Here is a 15268-nt window from a genome sequence, read left to right on the forward strand (position 1 = left end):
GAACATGGCCGAGCGTGCTTCGGTGGAGACATGAAGCGTCCGTTCCGTTCCCTCGTCCCCGCCGCGGTCGTCGTGGCGTCCTTCGCCGTCGTGCTCTCGGGCTGTTCGGCCCCGGGCGGCCCCGAGACGACGGCGGCCCCCACCGTGACCGTCACGGCCTCACCGACGACCGGCTCGTCGGCGACCGACTCGCCGACCAGCGCCTCCTCTCCCACGGCGACGCCGGGTCCCGACGGGGCGTCCGGCGGCGGTGGCGACCTGGGCGACGGCGCCCCGGGCGACGCGTCCTCGCGGTGCACGGTGGGCGAACTCACCGCCGAGATCGCCGACGGAGGCGGGGGTGCGGCCGGCAGCTACGGCGTCGCCATCATCCTGACCAACGGCGGTCAGCGCTCCTGCACCCTCCAAGGCTGGCCCGGCGTCTCGTTCGTCGGGGACGGGAACGGCACCCAGATCGGCGCCTCGGCCGCGCTCGACCGTTCGACGCCGCACGAGGCCCACACGCTCGCCCCCGGTGCCGAGGTGCAGACGATCGTGCAGATCACCCAGACGGGGAACTACGACGCGTCCGAGTGCCGCCCGCAGGCGACCGACGGGTTCCGCGTCTACCCGCCGGGCTCGCTCGAGTCAATCTTCGTCCCCGCCTCGGGGTCGAGCTTCGAGGCGTGTGCGAACGCCCGAGTGCAGCAGATGAGGGTGAGCGCCCTGGCCACCTTCTGACGGCACGCTGGCTCGGCCGGCACGCGGGCTCGGCGGCACGCGGGTCCGGCCGGCATCGCGGCCGGGCGGATGCGGATCGTCCTTCCGCGGCCGGCGGTCCGACGGCCCGACGTCCACGGACGTCTCGACGGGCGAGGTCATCCTCGAGCCGCACGGCCTGCGACCCGCGGAGGACGCGTGCCGACGCCGGGCGTTCGTACGCTGGCACCTCCTCGAAGGAGAGCTGCCATGACCGGGACCCGACTCGACCGCCCCGCCCCGCCGACCGCCCGACGGCAGGGGGGCCGGGCCGCGACGATCGTCCACGGCGCCGGTCGGGTCGCCGCGGTGGCGGCCGGAGCACTGGTGCTCGGCGGACTGACGAGCCCGGCACAGGGCGTCCTGCCCGAATGGCTCGGCGGTTTCGCGAACTCGTCCGGTGGCTGGTCGATCCTCGTCTTCGCGCTGGTCCTGACCGTGCGGGCCCGTCCCGCCCTGTCGGCCGTCCTGGGGGCGGTGGCGTTCGTGCTGCTGGTCGAGGGCTACCGGATCGTGTCGGGATGGCGCGGTTTCCCTTACGACGAGCCGTTCCAGAACGTCTTCACGATCCTCGGGCTCCTCGTGGGCCCGGTGATCGGCGTCAGCGCCGCACTCCTCCGCGCGTCGTCGCCGACCCGGCGCACCCTCGCGGTCGTGCCCCTCTCGACGGTGCTCGTGGGGGAAGGGCTCTACGGGCTCGTCGTCCTCGACCAGGGACCGGGCGCGATCTACTGGGTGCTCCAGTTGGTCCTCGGCGGGGCCTTCCTCGCCTGGGGCACGGTGCGGACACGGTCGTCCGTCCCGACGTGGGTGCCCGTCGTCACGGCGGGGTCGGTGGTGGCCCTGTCGATCCTGTTCGTCGTCGCGTACACGGCCCTCCCTCACCTGCTGATGTGACCGGCCGGGTCGTTCCTCCGCCGGGACTCGACCCGCCCCTCCCCGGTGGCCGCCGATGCCGACGCCCGCGACCGACGCCGGGGCCGGTGCCGGTGCCGACGCCGTGCCGGTGTCGAGGTGTCGCGGTGTCGGCATTTCCTGGCTGGTGCTGCGGTGGGGTGCGTGGATCGGCCCCGGACGGGTGCGGGCGTGACGGAAGCCAGGACTTGCCGACGGGGTTCGGCGCTGGGTCCGGTGCCGTGGCGGGTGCCCGTGTCGCGGTGTCGGCAATTCCTGGCTGGTGCTGCGATGGGGTGCGAGGATCGGCGCGGGACGGGTGCGGGCGTGACGGGAGCCAGGACTTGCCGACAGGGTTTGATGCCGATGCCGATGCCGATGCCGATGCCGATGCCGATGCCGATGCCGATGCCGATGCCGATGCCGGGTCCGGTGCCGTGCCGGTGTTGCTGTCGCGGTGTCGGCAATTCCTGGCTGGTGCTGCGGCGGGGGGCGTGGATCGGCGTGGGACGGGTGCGGGCGTGACGGGAGCCAGGACTTGCCGACAGGGGGACGGGACGCACGCTCCACTCCGGGGCCTAGAGACGCGCCTCGGTGCGTCGCGGCTTGAGCCGGGTGGGCGCATCGGAGGCGGCGACCCACTCGCAGGTGAAGGCGCCGCGGTAGCCGAAGAGGAACCCGAGGCGGTGGTTGTGCACCTCGAGGTCGACGTGGAACGACTCGTCGTCGTCGGACCACCACTCGTGCAACTCGGCCCGACCGCTGAACAGCATCGGGAAGCGGAACGAGACGGGGCCCTCGTGGAAGCGCTGCGCCCCGGATCGCAGCACGAGGCCGCCGCGGTCGTCGACCGACAGGTCGAGGTCGACCGCGAGGTGCTGGTGCGTGCCGAGGTAGTCGAGCACCCGCCTCCGGTCGAGCACCATCGTCGCGTCGAATCGGACCGGCCGTCTTCCCGCGCGGCGGCGCGGCACCGAGTACGAGCGGACGAAGGTGACCGTCTCGCGTCCGAGTGCGTCGCGGTACGGATAGTTCTCGATGACGAAGGGCACGTCGTGGCCGACGTCGGGCACCAGGATGTTGCGCAACCGCCCGATCTGCAAGAACGGGACCGTCCACCACGGGCCCCGCCGGATCGACGACATGACCCCCCGGCCCACGCAGGCCTCGCCCGAGTCGAGACCGACGCCGAAACGTCGCTGCATCATCGGGTGCAGACGCGTGAAGTCCTCGCCGAGGGCCTGCTCGAAGATCGACGTCATCGAGGTGACCGCCTCGCAGGGTCGGGCAGCGCGGCCAGGGTGACCGGCGCCTCCTTCAGGTGGTCGCCCGCGCGCGTGCCGCCGGCGGGCGCACGCAGGGTGCGGGAGGCGCGGGGGCGGTCCGGACGCCAGAACGCGAGAGCGCAGGCGAGCGGCCACCGCTCGGGTTCGCGGCCGGTCTCGAGCCAGAGGCGCAGGCGGTCGAAGCTGTACGCCGTCGCCCAACCGAGCAGCGGACGCACGACCAGGTCGAGCGGGCCCCAACCCGGGTCGTAGTCGTAGCCGGTCACGAAGCGCGTCCGTCCGTCGGCGGTGGGGACGTAGCGCCAGTACCCGCGACCGGCCCGGATCGGCGAGAGGACGTCGTCGGTCGCGAAGCGCAGGGCGGACGTGCGCGAACCGTCCCGGCCGTGGCGCTCGCCGATGCTGACGCCCGTGCCCCGGACGGTGTGGACGGGCGTACGGCGGACGTAGCGGAACGGGGTCGACCCGTCGGCGTCCGGCGGCCCGGGGGTGATGCTCGAGAAGCGGACGTCCCAGCGGACGTGCTGGGCGGGGTCCTGGGTGGCGGCCCAGACCCGGTCGAGGTCGGCGTCGATCACGGTCTCGACGTAGATCTGACGTTTCCCCACGATGGCGAGGCTAGGGCATGGTGACGGCCGGGTGGACACCCCGCGACGCAGGTCACGGCCGGATCTAGGCTCACCCCATGGGCGAGAGCTTCGCGACGGTCCGCGACGCGTTCGGGGCGGCGGCGCGATGGTTCGCCGAGACGGTGCACGAGCTGGACCGGCCGCCGGGCCTCTGGGACGCCCCGGCCCTCGGCGAGTGGAACCACCGCGACCTCGTCGGCCACACGTCGCGGGCCCTGCTCACGGTCGAGCAGTACCTGCGGCCCGGGTCGTCCGATTCCGGCGACCGGACCGTCGACTACTACCGGGCGGTCCGGGGCGGCCGTGCCGACCCGGACGAGGTCGCCGAGCGGGGCCGGCAGGCAGGACGGGACCTCGGCGCCCACCTGCCCGAGAGCGTCGACGCCGTCGTGCGACGGGTGACCGGCGTGGTGGCCGCACGGACCGCGGACGCGCGGGTGGAGACGCCGGGCGGCGAATGGCGGCTCGAGGCCTACCTCCCGACGCGCGTCGTCGAGCTCGTGGTGCACACGGGCGACCTCAGGGCGGCCGCCGGGCTCGACGGGCCGGCGCCCGAGATCGCGGGTCGTCAGGCGCTGGTCGTGCTCGGGGCCCTCATGGCCGATGCTCTGTGGGCTGACGCGCCGCGCCTCCTGACGGCCCTGACGGGTCGCTCGGCGCTCGCCGCCGGCTACACGGTGCTCTGACGGGGCCGCCGGTCCGCTGTCGGACGACGGAGCGGGCCCTCGCGGGTCCGGGTTCGACTGTCGGTGTCGGTGTCGGTGTCGGCAATTCCGGGCTGGTGCTGCGGCGGGGTGCCGGCTTCCGCGAGGGAGGGGAGCGGCTGCGACAGGAGTCAGGATTTGTTGACCTGGGGCGGGACGCGTGCCGCGTGCAAGGGGGTGGGCGGACAGGCGTTCAGGTCGAAGCGGATGTCGAGCATGCCGCCGTTGTCGGTGTCGGCAACTCCGGGCCGGTGCTGCGACGGAGTACCGGGACCACCGGGGGAGGAGAGCTACCGCGACGGGAGCCAGGAGTTGCCGACGGGGGGCGCTGCCGGTGTCGGTGTCGGCAGTTCCGGGCCGGTGTCGCGGCGGGTGTCCGGATCGAACGGATGGCGGGGTCACACCCTCCAAGGGAACGACCGAGCCTGTCCTGGACGGATCACCGTCCGGTCGAGTCGTCGACCCGCTGGAAGAGGACGTGGTCCTGCCAGCGGCCCGCGATCTCGAGGTAGGACGGTGCGATGCCGTACTGCTCGAAACCCGCCTTCTGCAGGACCCGCTGTGAGGCGACGTTGTGACGGAGCGTCCCCGCCTGGACACGGTGGAGGCCGGCGTCGCCGAACGCCCAGTCGACGGCTTCGCCGACGGCCGAGGTCATGATGCCGCGCCCGTTGCGGTCCTCCGACAGCCAGTAGCCCAGGTCACAGGACCGGGAGGGGCCACGGGCGATCCCGCTGAGGGTCAGTCGCCCCACCACGGCACCCTCGTCGACGATGACGAACGGCTGCGCCTCACCCCGGGATCGTTGCGCCAGCAGCGACGAGATCACCGACAGCTGCCCCTCGGGCGTGAAGTAGGCGTCACCGCGCACGGGGTCCCAGGGCGCCAGGAACTCACGGTTGCGCGTCAACGCCCGGGCCAACTCGGGGGCGTCTCGCGGCTCGATCAGGCGGAGGTGGGAGGACACGGGTTCACGGTACCGCCGGAGACGCGGCCCGATGCCGTCGTCGTCGCCGTCGCCGTCGTCATCGGGACGGCCTCGGGTTCGTACTCGCCCCACGGGGCGCCGTCCTCCGTGCCGGGTTCCAGTCCCTAGGGGTCGAGTGCGTGGAGCTCGACGAGCACCCGGTCGACGAGGTCACGTCAGGCCTGACTGCGGCGGGGTTTGTCGACGTCCGCCTCTCGTCGACGGAGGAATCCGCGGAGGGCCCTCACCGCGCCTCCGGACGCCCGGCCTCGTCGAGCGCGCGCAGCAGCGCCTCGCCGTCGCGCACGTCCACGAAGGTCATCGGCAGCGGGGCCATGACCCCGTCGAGGCCCGTGTTGGTCAGGCCCCGCTGCCGTGCGCCGAACGGGGTGTTCCCCGTGATCGAGTCGGTCCAGTCGACGCTGACGTGGGTGCGGTCCCGGGACCACGAGACCTCCTGGTTCTGCTGCTTCGCCGGCGCCTGGTGGACGGTCGACCCGACGACCAGGAACGACCTCTGGTCGGTGACCGCGTAACCCGTCTTCGCCTTCCGGGCCCGCTTGAGCAGGAACCTGCCGACCACGAAGAAGAGGCCGATCGCCACGAAGACCCCACCGAAGGCGACGAAGAACCACGACGCCCCGTCGCGCAGCGCGGAGACCTCCCAGAAGATCGCGAACCCGCACCACAGCAGGCTGAACGGCACGAGGAACAGGTCGTTGCGACCGAAGGTCACGCTCTCGTCCGGGCCGCCCGACCAGAGCAGGCGCTCGCCGGGGCGCAGCTCCGGCTGGACGAGGGCACGTCGGTCGTCGGGCACGCGGGCGTCGGGAGCGCTCATGGTCGAGAAACTACCGTGACGCGTCCGCCGCCGTCACTGCGCCCGGGCTGAGGTGCCGTCAGGCCCGGGGCCGGTCGAACCGGGCGCCGCCGGGCTTCGGGCCGAGCAGCGACAGGATGAAGATGACGAATCCGCCGAGGTACGGGACGAGGTTGATGAGCAGCAACCACCCGCTGAGGTCGATGTCGTGGAGTCGCCGCGCTCCGAGGGAGAGGAACGGCACGATCGTCCCGAAGAAGAGGATCGCGAAGACGAAGCCGAAGGGGATGAAACCGGGTCCGGGTTCGAGGGTGCCGTCGTAGTCGGTCGTGCTCCCCGGGAGGCCCGCGAGGAACCCGACGATGCCGAGGACGAAGTAGAGGACCGTGTTCGCGAGGACCACCCACCAGTACTCGCTGCGGCTCGCGCGCCCCGTGAAGTCGGCGTACTTGAGGAAGAACCGCTTCACTGCGACGACCGGGCCCGCCCCGTACAGCGGCGCCCAGAGGGGGACCGACCCGCCCGGGCCGGAGGGCGACCCCTGTGGCGGCTGTCCGTACGAGGGCTGTGCGTACGAGGGCTGCCCGTACCCGGGCTGCTGCCCGTACGACGGAGGCGTCGCCTGCCCGGAGGGCGGCTGCTGCCCGTACGGCGGAGGCGTCGGCTGCCCGTAGGGCGGAGGCGACTGCTGCCCGTAGGGCGGGGGCGTCGGCTGCCCGTAGGAGGGCTGCCCGTAGGGCGGCTGCTGCGGCTGCCCGCCCCGCTGGTCCGTTCCGTCGTTCTGGTCGCTCATGAGATCCCCCTCGTCCGCGCCGCCCACCGCGACCCGACCACCCTACCGAGCGGGGGCGTCGTACCATCGGACCGTGAAGACACCGGCCGTCCTCCGTGACGATTCGCCCGAGGCCGCCGCGCTCCTCCGCGCCGGGTGGACCGTCGCGGCCCGGTCGTTCGGTGCCCGGCTCGACGGCGACCGCGTCGACCGTGACCGCCTCCGCGCCCTCGCGTCCGGCAGGGTCGCCGACGTCACGACCCGCGAGCTCGGTCCGCACGACGTCGACGACGTCCTCGCTCTCGACGCGCAGACCCTCGACGGCTACCCGGGCAGCGTGGCCACACGGCACGAGTCCTTCGACCGGTCGTCGGCGACACCCGGACCGACCCGCCGGGCCTGGGGTGCCCTCACGTCGACGGGTCGCCTCGTCGGCCTGACCGTCGTCGACCTCGACGGTCCCACCGCCGAGACGGACGTCACCGTCGTGCACCCCGATCACCGCGGTCGAGGCCTCGCCGCGGCGGTCAAGGCCGCGTCGGTGCTGGCCCTCCTCGACGCCGGCGTGCTCCGCTTCCGCACAGGAGGTTCCGTCGACAACCTCGCGATCGTCGCCACGAACGCCTCCCTCGGCTACGTCGTCGACGAGGGCTGGCTCACCCTGGTCGCACCCACCCCCTGAACGTCGGTCGAGTGGTCCCGAATCGTCCCTCGTCGGCCGACGAAGGACGATGGGGGACCACTCGACGCGACCGCGGGAGTGATCGCGCGGGCCCCGGGATCAGCCCCAGCCGCCGAGGTAGGCGGCGACGCTCGGCTCGCCCGTGACGGGCGTCAGCCAGTCCACGGAGGCGCGGTGCGAGACGAACGCGACGCCCGCCCCCCAGCGTCGGGCGCGCAGGGCGGCGCGACGCGACTCGACCGTCACGAGCACGCGGCCCGACGGGTCCGCCAACTCGAGCGTGCCGAGCGACCCGACGCCCACCGCGTCCGTCGCCGTCCGAAGGTCCCGCGCGACGTCGTCCCCGAGGCCGACCGCAGCGGCCAGGGCCTGCACCCGGGCGTCGTCCGAGCCGCCGGCCTCCACCGCGGGCAGTACCCGCACGGGCCCGTCGAGCGTCACGACCACCCGGGCACCGCCCAGCGCCGCGGCGGCAGCGTCCGACGAGCGTCCTCGCACCCGCTGGTCCGCCTCGAAGACCGGGGCCACGTCGTCCGGCACCACGACCGTCGCGTCCGGCATCGCCGCCAGCACGCTGTCCACCGCGACGAACGCCGCACCGGCCGAGATCGAGGTCCCGACGGCGGCGACCAGGTCGACGCAGACGTCCACCGCGCGACTCCGCACGCCGAACCCGCGCGAGCCGCGCACGGCGATCAGATCGGCGAGGCGCAGGGTCTCGCCGTTCTTCTCGGCCTGACGCCGCGCCTCCTCGTCCTCGTGAGCGGCCGCCGACGCCGCCGACGCCGAGTCCGCCGACGCCGAGGCCGCCGACCCCGCCGACCCGCCGCCGGCACCCGTCGCCCGTCCCGCCCAGTCCGGCCCGTCATGCCACGCCACGGCGCCCGGCACGTGCGCGAACACGCCGCCGGCGAGCCACGCGCGGTGGGCCCACTCCCAGTCCTCGCCGCCGTAGCTCGTGAACGATTCGTCGAAGCCCCCGACCTGGTCGAAGAACCAGCGGGTGCAGCAGGTGACCGCCCCGATCAGGTGGCGGTACGACCGGTCGTCGGCGTGCAACAGGTCGGCCGACCAGCCGTACGCCTGCTGCAACCAGCGCGGCTGCTCCAGCTCGTGGGCCGGCCCGGCCACCTCGACCGCCTCCGACACCGGCACGGCCACGCCGCCACCGCCGCCCCGACCCCCGGGACGACGGCTACGTGCCGCTGCGCTCCTACGGGGCGATCGGCGACGGTCGGACCGTCGCCGATCGCCCGCGACGGCCAGATCGACTGGCTGCCGATGCCCGACATGGCCAGCGACCCGGTGTTCTCCGGCATCGTCGACGCCGGCAAGGGCGGACGCATCGAGCTGCGTCCCGTCGACGACGACTTCGAGGTGCAGCGCGAGTACGTCGANGCTCCACGGTCCAGGCGAGCCTCGACGCGGTGGCCGCGGCCGTCTCGGGGGCGCCGGCCTCCGGGGTTCCGGCCGCGGCCACCGCGTCGAGGCTCGCCTGGACCGTGGAGCCGAGCACCGTGACGAGCGTGCGTCCGGCGGAGCGCGCCTCCACGACGACGTCGGAGAGGAGGACGTCCGCCGGCAGGGACCGGTCGAGCACCGACGGCAGGCCGGGTTCGACGTCGACCGTGACCGAGTCGAGGACGGTGCCGTCGACCGTACGGACGACGATCTCGGCCCGCGGGTGGACGGCCGTGACGGCGAGACCGATGCGCAGGACGTCCACGGCCCCGGCGGTGTCGTCGAGCTGCTCGATGCGCAGCGCCGCGTCACGGGTCGCCTGGTGGGCGGGGCCGATCTCGGTGATCGGGTACCAGTACTGGCTGAAGGTCTTCGTCTCGCCCGGGGTGAGGAACGAGAAGTCGGGCTGGTTGTCGGTGTACACGCCGGCCATCAGCTCGACGTAGGGGCCGTCGCCGTCGGTGAGGTTCGCGTCCCAGGCGTGGCCGAAGGGGGCGTCGCCCCAGGTCCACTGCTTCTTGCCGGGAGAGATGGCCCGGTCGGCCCAGTGCACGAAGCCCGCGCGGCGCCCGTGGTCGTAGCCGCCGAAGAAGTCGTCGTCGGTGTGGGTCACCATGTACGAGGTCGGCACGGGGATGTTGCGGTACCAGTCGAGGCGGTCGGCGTCGGGGTGCTCGTCGTCGACGCGGGCCGGGTAGTCGACGCCGTAGTAGTCGCCCTCGACCCGGGGGAAGGTCACGACGGCCCGTTTGGCGTGGTCGGCCACGTGCCGCACGTCGGTGGGGAAGAACGACTGGTAGTCGTCGCCCACGGCGGCGGCGACGTTGGCCCACCAGAGGAAGGTCTGCGTCTCGTCGCTGCGGTTGAAGAGGCGCACCCTGGCCTCGATGAGCGACGAGTCGGGGCGCAGGCGGATGCCGTGCATGCCCTTCATCCGGGCGAAGGGGTCGTGGTCGGAGCACCACACCGTCACCGACCCGTCGGCCTCGCGCTCGATCGACACGTCGGTCGGCAGGAAGGTCGCGGGGCGGTGGTGCTGCGGCCAGTTGAACTCGACGCCGCCCGAGATCCACGGACCGGCCAGGCCGACCAGGGCCGGCTTGATGACGTTGTTGCGGTAGAAGACGTCGTAGTCGGCGGTCTTGTCGTAGGCGACGTGCAGCCGTGCGCCGAGCTGGGGCAGGATCACCAGGCGCAGCCAGCGGTTCTCGAGGTGGACGGCCTGCCACTCGTGCGGCCGCTTCTCGGCGGAGATGCGCTCGTGGAACGGCAACGGGAACACCCGCCCGGACGATCCCTGGTAGACGCGGGCGTCGAGGAAGGCGGGGTACCGGTCGGGCTCGCCCGGCAGGTAGGTGTCGAGGACGAGGGGTTCCGACCAGACGGCGACTCCGGCGTCGGCCTGATCAGTGGGCACGGGGGGAAGAGCCATCTTCGACTCGGCGGTGAGCATGGTCCGAGCGTACGGAGGCCCCGAGCCCGTCGGAACGACCGATCCTGCCGACTGCCTGGACGAAACCACTGCGGCGGGCCAGACTCGTCCGCATGCTCCTCGAGGACGGCTTCCCCGGTCAACGCCTGCTCGTCATGCCCCGACCCCGGGTGCGGGCCGCCCTCTCCCGGCCGGGCACGTCCCACCTCGTCGTCACCGACGCGGGCTACTTCCCCCGGGCCCGGGCGCACGGCATGACCCGGCCCGACGGCGTCGACCAGTGCGTGGTGCTGGTCTGCACCCGGGGCTCGGGCTGGTGCGAGGTCGCCGGGGTGCGGCACCCCGTGCGGTCGGGGCAGGTCGTGATCGTGCCCCCGGGCGTCGCGCACGCCTACGGCGCCGACGACGCCACCCCCTGGACCCTCTGGTGGCTGCACGTGGCCGGGCACGACCTCGCCGAGTTCCTCCGCGTCGCCGGGGTCCGGGCCGGCGCCCCGGTGCGCGAGCTGTCGGACGTCTACCGCATCGTGGCCCTGGTCGAGGAGGTCGTCCAGGCCATGGAGCGCGACCAGACCTTCGCCAGCGCCCTGGCCGCCTCGGGAGCCGCGTGGCACCTCATGGCGCTCGTGTCGTCCGAGCGGACGGCCGGGGCACCACGGGTGTCCGCGGTAGGTCAGGCCCAGGAGTACCTGCGTCAGCACGTCACCGAGCGCGTCTCGGTCGACGAGCTCGCCGCGATGGCCCGGCTGAGCCCCTCGCACTTCGCCACCCGCTTCCGCCGCGAGACCGGCGTGACGCCGCTGCGGTACCAGACCCAGTTGCGCATGGCGCGGGCCCGCGAGCTGCTGGACACGACCGACTCGCCGGTCGCCCTCGTGTCCGAGCGCGTCGGCTACGTCGACCCCTTCTACTTCGCCCGCCAGTTCAAGGCCGTCCACGGGGTCTCACCGACGGCGTACCGGGCGCAGCGGAAGGGCTGAGCCGCCGACGCCTGCCTCGAGACACCCGGTTCCGAACGATGCACCCAGAAGCTTCCGGGTGCATCGTTCGGGACCGGGTTCATCGGCGCAGGAACTCACGCATGGCGCGTCGAGCGATGCGGTCCGGCGAACCGCAACCCGGCTGGCGCTTCGCACCGCGTTTCGTGCACTGCACCGCGTCTAGTCGGGGTGCAGTGCACGAAACGCGGTGCGGTGCGGTGCGCCCACGACTACCCCGGGGACGACGAACGCCCCCGCACACACGGTGCGGGGGCGTCCGTCGGAACGGCTCGGATCAGGCGAAGGTCGCCGCGTCGATCACGAAGCGGTAGCGCACGTCGGACTTCAGGACGCGGTCGTAGGCCTCGTTGATCTGGTCGGCGTCGATCAGCTCGGTCTCGGGCACGATGCCGTGCTCGGCGCAGAAGTCGAGCATCTCCTGGGTCTCGCGGATGCCGCCGATGGCGGAACCGGCCCAGCTGCGACGCGCCGGGATCAGCGCGAACGCGGGCACCTCGAGTGGCTCGGACGGGGCGCCGACGTTGACGAGCGTGCCGTCGACGGCCAGCAGGCCGAGGTACGCGCCCATGTCGACCTTCGCCGAGACGGTGTTGATGATCAGGTCGAACGAGTTCGCCAGGTCGGTGAAGGTCTGCTCGTCGCTGGTCGCGTAGTGCGCCTTGGCGCCGAAACGCAGCGAGTCCTCCTTCTTCGAGGTGGTCTGCGACAGCACGGTGACGTCGGCGCCGAGTGCGGCAGCGATCTTGACGCCCATGTGGCCGAGGCCGCCCATGCCGACGATGGCGACCTTGGTGCCCTCGGTGACGCCCCAGTGGTGCAGCGGCGAGTACAGCGTGATGCCGGCGCAGAGCAGCGGTGCGACCTTGTCGTAGTCGAGCGACTCGGGCACGCGCAGCACGAAGTCCTCGGTGACGACGACGGCCTGCGAGTAGCCGCCCTGGGTGATGCTGCCGTCGGCCGGGTCGACGCCCGTGTAGGTGCCGACGTTGCCCTTGGCGCAGTACTGCTCGTCGCCACGCTTGCAGTACTCGCACTCGCCGCACGAGTTGACCATGCAGCCGACGCCGACGCGGTCGCCGACCTCGTACTTGGTGACCTCGGAGCCGACCTCCGAGACGGTGCCGACGATCTCGTGACCGACGACCTGCGGGTACTGGATCTCGCCCCACTCGCCGCGGACGGTGTGGATGTCGCTGTGACAGATGCCGGCGTAGGCGATGTCGATCATGACGTCCTTCGGGCCGACGTCGCGGCGCTCGATGGTCGTCTTGACGAGGGGCTCGGTGGCGGACGGTGCCGCGTAGGCGTTGACGGTGCGCATGGGTCTCCTGGGGGTGGATTCGGTACGGGGACGAGGGGCGGGTCGGAACGCGGTGCTCGACGACGGGCTCCTCGTCATCGACGCTACGCCCCCGCGCCGATCGTGGGAGGCCCTGGCAGGGCCCCCGACGCGACGGCCCGCAAGAGGCGGGGTGCGCGTCCGTCCGGCACCGCGCCTCCTGCGGGTGGTCCGCTCGGGCACCGGGCACCGTGAGACACGCTTCCGGGTGGGAAAGTGCCCTGACTCGCGGCTCGGCTCGCGCGGTGCGCGGCGTAGCAAGGAGCCAGACGCAGCACCGGGTGGTCCGGTGCCGGACGAAGGAGTCGACATGGCAAGCGGAGTGGCAACGGTATGGGTGCCCGTGACGGACATGGGGCGGGCGACGGCGTTCTACCGTGACGCGCTCGGCCTCACGGTGAAGGACGAGAGCGACGACTGGACCGAGATCGACGCCAACGGCCTGATGATCGGCCTGAACGGTCGCGAGGAGGCCGCGGCGTCGAGCGAGGGCGGGGCGGTCATCACGTTCCAGCCCGACGGCAGCCTCGAGGACGCGCTGGCCGACCTGCAGTCGCGCGGCGCCGACGTGACGGGCACGATCAGCGAGCACCCGTGGGGCCGCATCCTGCCCTTCAAGGACTCCGAGGGCAACGACCTGCAGTTCTACACGCCGCCGACCGACTGACGTCGGGGCCCCCAGGAGGCGCGGTGCCGGTCCGACCGGCACCGCGCCTCCCGCGTGTGGTGGCGCCGCGGCGGGGCCGGTCGCGCCGCGGTCGCGTCGACCCGGCCGGGACCCCCCATGATGTGGGGATGGTCACCGAGATCCTCATCCTGAGCAACCTGCTCGCCGGCCCGCAGCACGGGTACGACATCAAGCGGAACGTGCGGCGCCCGGGCCTCGGCGTGGTCAACAACAACGCCGTCTACACGACGCTGAAGCGCCTGCACGACCGGGGCGCGCTCGACCGTCGCACCGTGGAGACCACGGGTCGCCCGAACCGCCAGGTGTTCTCGCTCACCGACGCGGGCCGCGACCTGCTGATCGGGCGGGTCGCCGACTTCCCCCTCTCCCGCGCCGGCGACGACGAGGAGTTCTACGTCCGGTTCGCGCTGCTGGACCTGGTCGACGAGGCGACGCGGGCGACGATCTTCGCCACGCGCCTCCAGGCCCTCGACGAGCGCATGGCGACGGCCCAGGCCTACCTCGACGCCAGCGACGACGACGCGACGCGCTTCCCCGTCCAGTCGGTCGCGATGTTCCGGCACCTGCTCGACCAGCTGCGCAGCGAGCGGGCCTGGGTCGAGGACTACTCGCGCGACGGCGAGATCGGTGCCCCCAGGGCCCCGTAGAACGGGGGCACCTTTTTCGTCCCGTCCATTGATGACTAGTACCAACTGGACTAGCGTGACCTCGAAGCCACGCGTCAGCCGATCGCGTCACCTCGTCGCCGGCAGCCGACGTCACCGGCGTGGGCCGGCCCGGGCGACGAGGCGCCGTCGGGTCGTCGTGGCAGGGGCGTCACCGGTCGGGCCGGGGTGACCGCGGGGGGTCGCGGGCACTCCGGAGGTGACGGCCTGCAGGAGGAGCGGGGTCGTCTGAACCGACACCGCACCTCCTGCAGGTGAGGCGACCGGCTCAGGCGTCGAAGTCGGTGGCGCGACTGCGCTCCGCCCATGCGTCGACGTCGCGGCGGAGGTCGTCGAGTGCGCCCGTGACGATCTCGACGGCGTCCGAGCCGAGCAGCAGCAGGTACGGGGCCTCGCCCGAGTCGACCGCGTCGACGAGCAGGCGGGCACCGGCGGCGGGGTCGCCGGGTTGGGTGCCGTCCGAGGTGTCGGCCTCGATGCGGCGACGTCCGGCGGTCTTGGCGTAGTCGGCGATGGGCGTGGCGGACTGCGTGAGCGAGCGCCCCGAGAAGTCGGTGCGGAACGAGCCCGGTTCGACGACCGTCGCCGTGATGCCGAGCGGGGCGAGTTCGGTGCGCAGGGCCATGGTCATCTGCTCGATCGCGGCCTTGACGGCGCCGTAGTAGCCCGAGCCGGGGCCCGTGCGGCGGGCACCGATCGACGACAGGTTGACGATCGTGCCGCTGCGGCGGGCGCGCATGCCGGGCAGGACGGCCTTGACGGTGCGGACGCTGCCGTGGAAGTGCGTGTCGAACAGGCGCGCCACGTCGGCGTCGTCACCCTCCTCGACGGCGGAGCGGTAGCCGTAGCCGGCGTTGTTGACGAGGACGTCGACGCCGCCGAACCGCTCGGTGGCGAGGCGGACGGCCTCGGTCACCTGGTCGGGGTCGGTGACGTCCAGGGCTGTGGCGACGGCGTGGTCGGGGTGGGCGTCGGCGATGTCCTGCACGGCCGAGGCGTCGCGCGCAGTGACGACGACGTCGTGTCCGCGGGCCAGCGCCTCCTCGGCGAAGGCCCGCCCCAACCCCGTGGAGCAGCCGGTGATCAACCAGGTCGACATGTGTTCTCTTCTCTCTCGTGCGTCGCGGTCGCTGACGCGCCGCACTCCAGACAACCAAGGAGGCGCGGTGCCCGTCGGGTCCCGCCGCCCC

The 15268-nt window shown here is 72.8% G+C and carries 15 protein-coding genes and 1 pseudogene; 7 read left to right on the forward strand and 9 right to left on the reverse strand.

Annotated elements, in window-relative coordinates; translation table 11 throughout:
- Positions 1-30 precede the first annotated feature (30 nt).
- The gene (locus ARTHRO9V_RS14075) at positions 31-720 is read left to right on the forward strand and encodes a DUF4232 domain-containing protein (RefSeq protein ID WP_159828038.1); all 690 of its coding nucleotides are present in this window, start codon (positions 31-33) and stop codon (positions 718-720) included.
- Between the two features lie 228 nt (positions 721-948).
- Positions 949-1635 carry a DUF6518 family protein gene (locus ARTHRO9V_RS14080; protein WP_159828041.1) on the forward strand — a complete coding sequence of 229 codons (687 nt, stop codon included), beginning with the start codon at positions 949-951 and terminating at the stop codon, positions 1633-1635.
- 575 nt (positions 1636-2210) lie between these two features.
- On the opposite strand, the gene ARTHRO9V_RS14085 is transcribed toward ARTHRO9V_RS14080, so the two are convergent.
- Both ARTHRO9V_RS14085 and ARTHRO9V_RS14090 read right to left on the reverse strand, forming a co-directional pair.
- Positions 2211-2894: a DUF4166 domain-containing protein gene (locus tag ARTHRO9V_RS14085; protein ID WP_159828044.1), complete on the reverse strand. Its 684-nt coding sequence runs from the start codon at positions 2892-2894 to the stop codon at positions 2211-2213.
- Positions 2891-3526 carry an SRPBCC family protein gene (locus ARTHRO9V_RS14090; protein ID WP_082460343.1) on the reverse strand — a complete coding sequence of 212 codons (636 nt, stop codon included), beginning with the start codon at positions 3524-3526 and terminating at the stop codon, positions 2891-2893. Before ARTHRO9V_RS14090 ends, ARTHRO9V_RS14085 begins: the two co-directional genes overlap by 4 nt.
- Positions 3527-3603: 77 nt before the next feature.
- Here ARTHRO9V_RS14090 and ARTHRO9V_RS14095 point away from each other — a divergent pair, with 77 nt between their 5' ends.
- A complete protein-coding gene (locus ARTHRO9V_RS14095; protein ID WP_159828047.1) occupies positions 3604-4233 on the forward strand; it encodes a maleylpyruvate isomerase N-terminal domain-containing protein in 630 nt (209 codons plus the stop codon).
- Between the two features lie 457 nt (positions 4234-4690).
- Here ARTHRO9V_RS14095 and ARTHRO9V_RS14100 read toward each other — a convergent pair whose 3' ends face one another.
- The 3 genes from ARTHRO9V_RS14100 to ARTHRO9V_RS15845 all read right to left on the reverse strand — a co-directional run bounded on the left by ARTHRO9V_RS14100 (position 4691) and on the right by ARTHRO9V_RS15845 (position 6831).
- Positions 4691-5218, reverse strand: a complete 528-nt coding sequence (locus ARTHRO9V_RS14100) for a GNAT family N-acetyltransferase (protein ID WP_159828050.1) — start codon at positions 5216-5218, stop codon at positions 4691-4693.
- 244 nt (positions 5219-5462) lie between these two features.
- Positions 5463-6059, reverse strand: coding sequence for a hypothetical protein (locus tag ARTHRO9V_RS14105; protein ID WP_056225147.1), 597 nt, complete (start codon positions 6057-6059; stop codon positions 5463-5465).
- A 58-nt stretch (positions 6060-6117) separates the two neighbouring features.
- Positions 6118-6831, reverse strand: a complete 714-nt coding sequence (locus tag ARTHRO9V_RS15845) for a DUF805 domain-containing protein (protein ID WP_236557060.1) — start codon at positions 6829-6831, stop codon at positions 6118-6120.
- A 73-nt stretch (positions 6832-6904) separates the two neighbouring features.
- Between ARTHRO9V_RS15845 and ARTHRO9V_RS14115 the strand changes: the two genes are divergently transcribed.
- Positions 6905-7492 carry a GNAT family N-acetyltransferase gene (locus ARTHRO9V_RS14115; RefSeq protein ID WP_159828053.1) on the forward strand — a complete coding sequence of 196 codons (588 nt, stop codon included), beginning with the start codon at positions 6905-6907 and terminating at the stop codon, positions 7490-7492.
- 99 nt (positions 7493-7591) lie between these two features.
- On the opposite strand, the gene ARTHRO9V_RS14120 is transcribed toward ARTHRO9V_RS14115, so the two are convergent.
- A complete protein-coding gene (locus ARTHRO9V_RS14120) occupies positions 7592-8653 on the reverse strand; it encodes a glycosyltransferase family 2 protein (RefSeq protein WP_159828056.1) in 1062 nt (353 codons plus the stop codon).
- A gap of 237 nt (positions 8654-8890) precedes the next feature.
- Positions 8891-10406: pseudogene (locus ARTHRO9V_RS14125) on the reverse strand (DUF5107 domain-containing protein); the annotation flags it as partial.
- A gap of 92 nt (positions 10407-10498) precedes the next feature.
- Here ARTHRO9V_RS14125 and ARTHRO9V_RS14130 point away from each other — a divergent pair.
- The gene (locus ARTHRO9V_RS14130) at positions 10499-11365 is read left to right on the forward strand and encodes an AraC family transcriptional regulator (RefSeq protein WP_159828059.1); all 867 of its coding nucleotides are present in this window, start codon (positions 10499-10501) and stop codon (positions 11363-11365) included.
- 295 nt (positions 11366-11660) lie between these two features.
- Here ARTHRO9V_RS14130 and ARTHRO9V_RS14135 read toward each other — a convergent pair whose 3' ends face one another.
- Positions 11661-12707 carry an NAD(P)-dependent alcohol dehydrogenase gene (locus ARTHRO9V_RS14135; protein ID WP_056043968.1) on the reverse strand — a complete coding sequence of 349 codons (1047 nt, stop codon included), beginning with the start codon at positions 12705-12707 and terminating at the stop codon, positions 11661-11663.
- Between the two features lie 328 nt (positions 12708-13035).
- Here ARTHRO9V_RS14135 and ARTHRO9V_RS14140 point away from each other — a divergent pair, with 328 nt between their 5' ends.
- On the forward strand, positions 13036-13392 hold the full coding sequence (locus tag ARTHRO9V_RS14140) for a VOC family protein (RefSeq protein ID WP_159828062.1): 357 nt from the start codon (positions 13036-13038) through the stop codon (positions 13390-13392).
- Positions 13393-13520: 128 nt separating this feature from the next.
- On the forward strand, positions 13521-14060 hold the full coding sequence (locus ARTHRO9V_RS14145; RefSeq protein ID WP_159828065.1) for a PadR family transcriptional regulator: 540 nt from the start codon (positions 13521-13523) through the stop codon (positions 14058-14060).
- A 286-nt stretch (positions 14061-14346) separates the two neighbouring features.
- Here the strand turns inward: ARTHRO9V_RS14145 and ARTHRO9V_RS14150 are convergent, their stop codons facing one another.
- Positions 14347-15177, reverse strand: coding sequence for an oxidoreductase (locus tag ARTHRO9V_RS14150; protein WP_159828068.1), 831 nt, complete (start codon positions 15175-15177; stop codon positions 14347-14349).
- Between the last annotated feature and the right edge of the window lie 91 nt (positions 15178-15268).

Origin of the sequence: Frigoribacterium sp. 9N, assembly GCF_902506305.1 — a bacterium.
Taxonomy (GTDB): Bacteria; Actinomycetota; Actinomycetes; order Actinomycetales; family Microbacteriaceae; genus Frigoribacterium.

What these genes read in the sequence shown, in the direction of transcription:
- ARTHRO9V_RS15845 (WP_236557060.1), bottom strand. Translation starts at nt 6,831, where the DNA reads ATGAGCGACCAGAACGACGGAACGGACCAGCGGGGCGGGCAGCCGCAG.
- ARTHRO9V_RS14085 (WP_159828044.1), bottom strand. Translation starts at nt 2,894, where the DNA reads ATGACGTCGATCTTCGAGCAGGCCCTCGGCGAGGACTTCACGCGTCTG.
- ARTHRO9V_RS14130 (WP_159828059.1), top strand. Translation starts at nt 10,499, where the DNA reads ATGCTCCTCGAGGACGGCTTCCCCGGTCAACGCCTGCTCGTCATGCCC.
- ARTHRO9V_RS14145 (WP_159828065.1), top strand. Translation starts at nt 13,521, where the DNA reads ATGGTCACCGAGATCCTCATCCTGAGCAACCTGCTCGCCGGCCCGCAG.
- ARTHRO9V_RS14095 (WP_159828047.1), top strand. Translation starts at nt 3,604, where the DNA reads ATGGGCGAGAGCTTCGCGACGGTCCGCGACGCGTTCGGGGCGGCGGCG.
- ARTHRO9V_RS14075 (WP_159828038.1), top strand. Translation starts at nt 31, where the DNA reads ATGAAGCGTCCGTTCCGTTCCCTCGTCCCCGCCGCGGTCGTCGTGGCG.
- ARTHRO9V_RS14150 (WP_159828068.1), bottom strand. Translation starts at nt 15,177, where the DNA reads ATGTCGACCTGGTTGATCACCGGCTGCTCCACGGGGTTGGGGCGGGCC.
- ARTHRO9V_RS14080 (WP_159828041.1), top strand. Translation starts at nt 949, where the DNA reads ATGACCGGGACCCGACTCGACCGCCCCGCCCCGCCGACCGCCCGACGG.
- ARTHRO9V_RS14140 (WP_159828062.1), top strand. Translation starts at nt 13,036, where the DNA reads ATGGCAAGCGGAGTGGCAACGGTATGGGTGCCCGTGACGGACATGGGG.
- ARTHRO9V_RS14105 (WP_056225147.1), bottom strand. Translation starts at nt 6,059, where the DNA reads ATGAGCGCTCCCGACGCCCGCGTGCCCGACGACCGACGTGCCCTCGTC.
- ARTHRO9V_RS14135 (WP_056043968.1), bottom strand. Translation starts at nt 12,707, where the DNA reads ATGCGCACCGTCAACGCCTACGCGGCACCGTCCGCCACCGAGCCCCTC.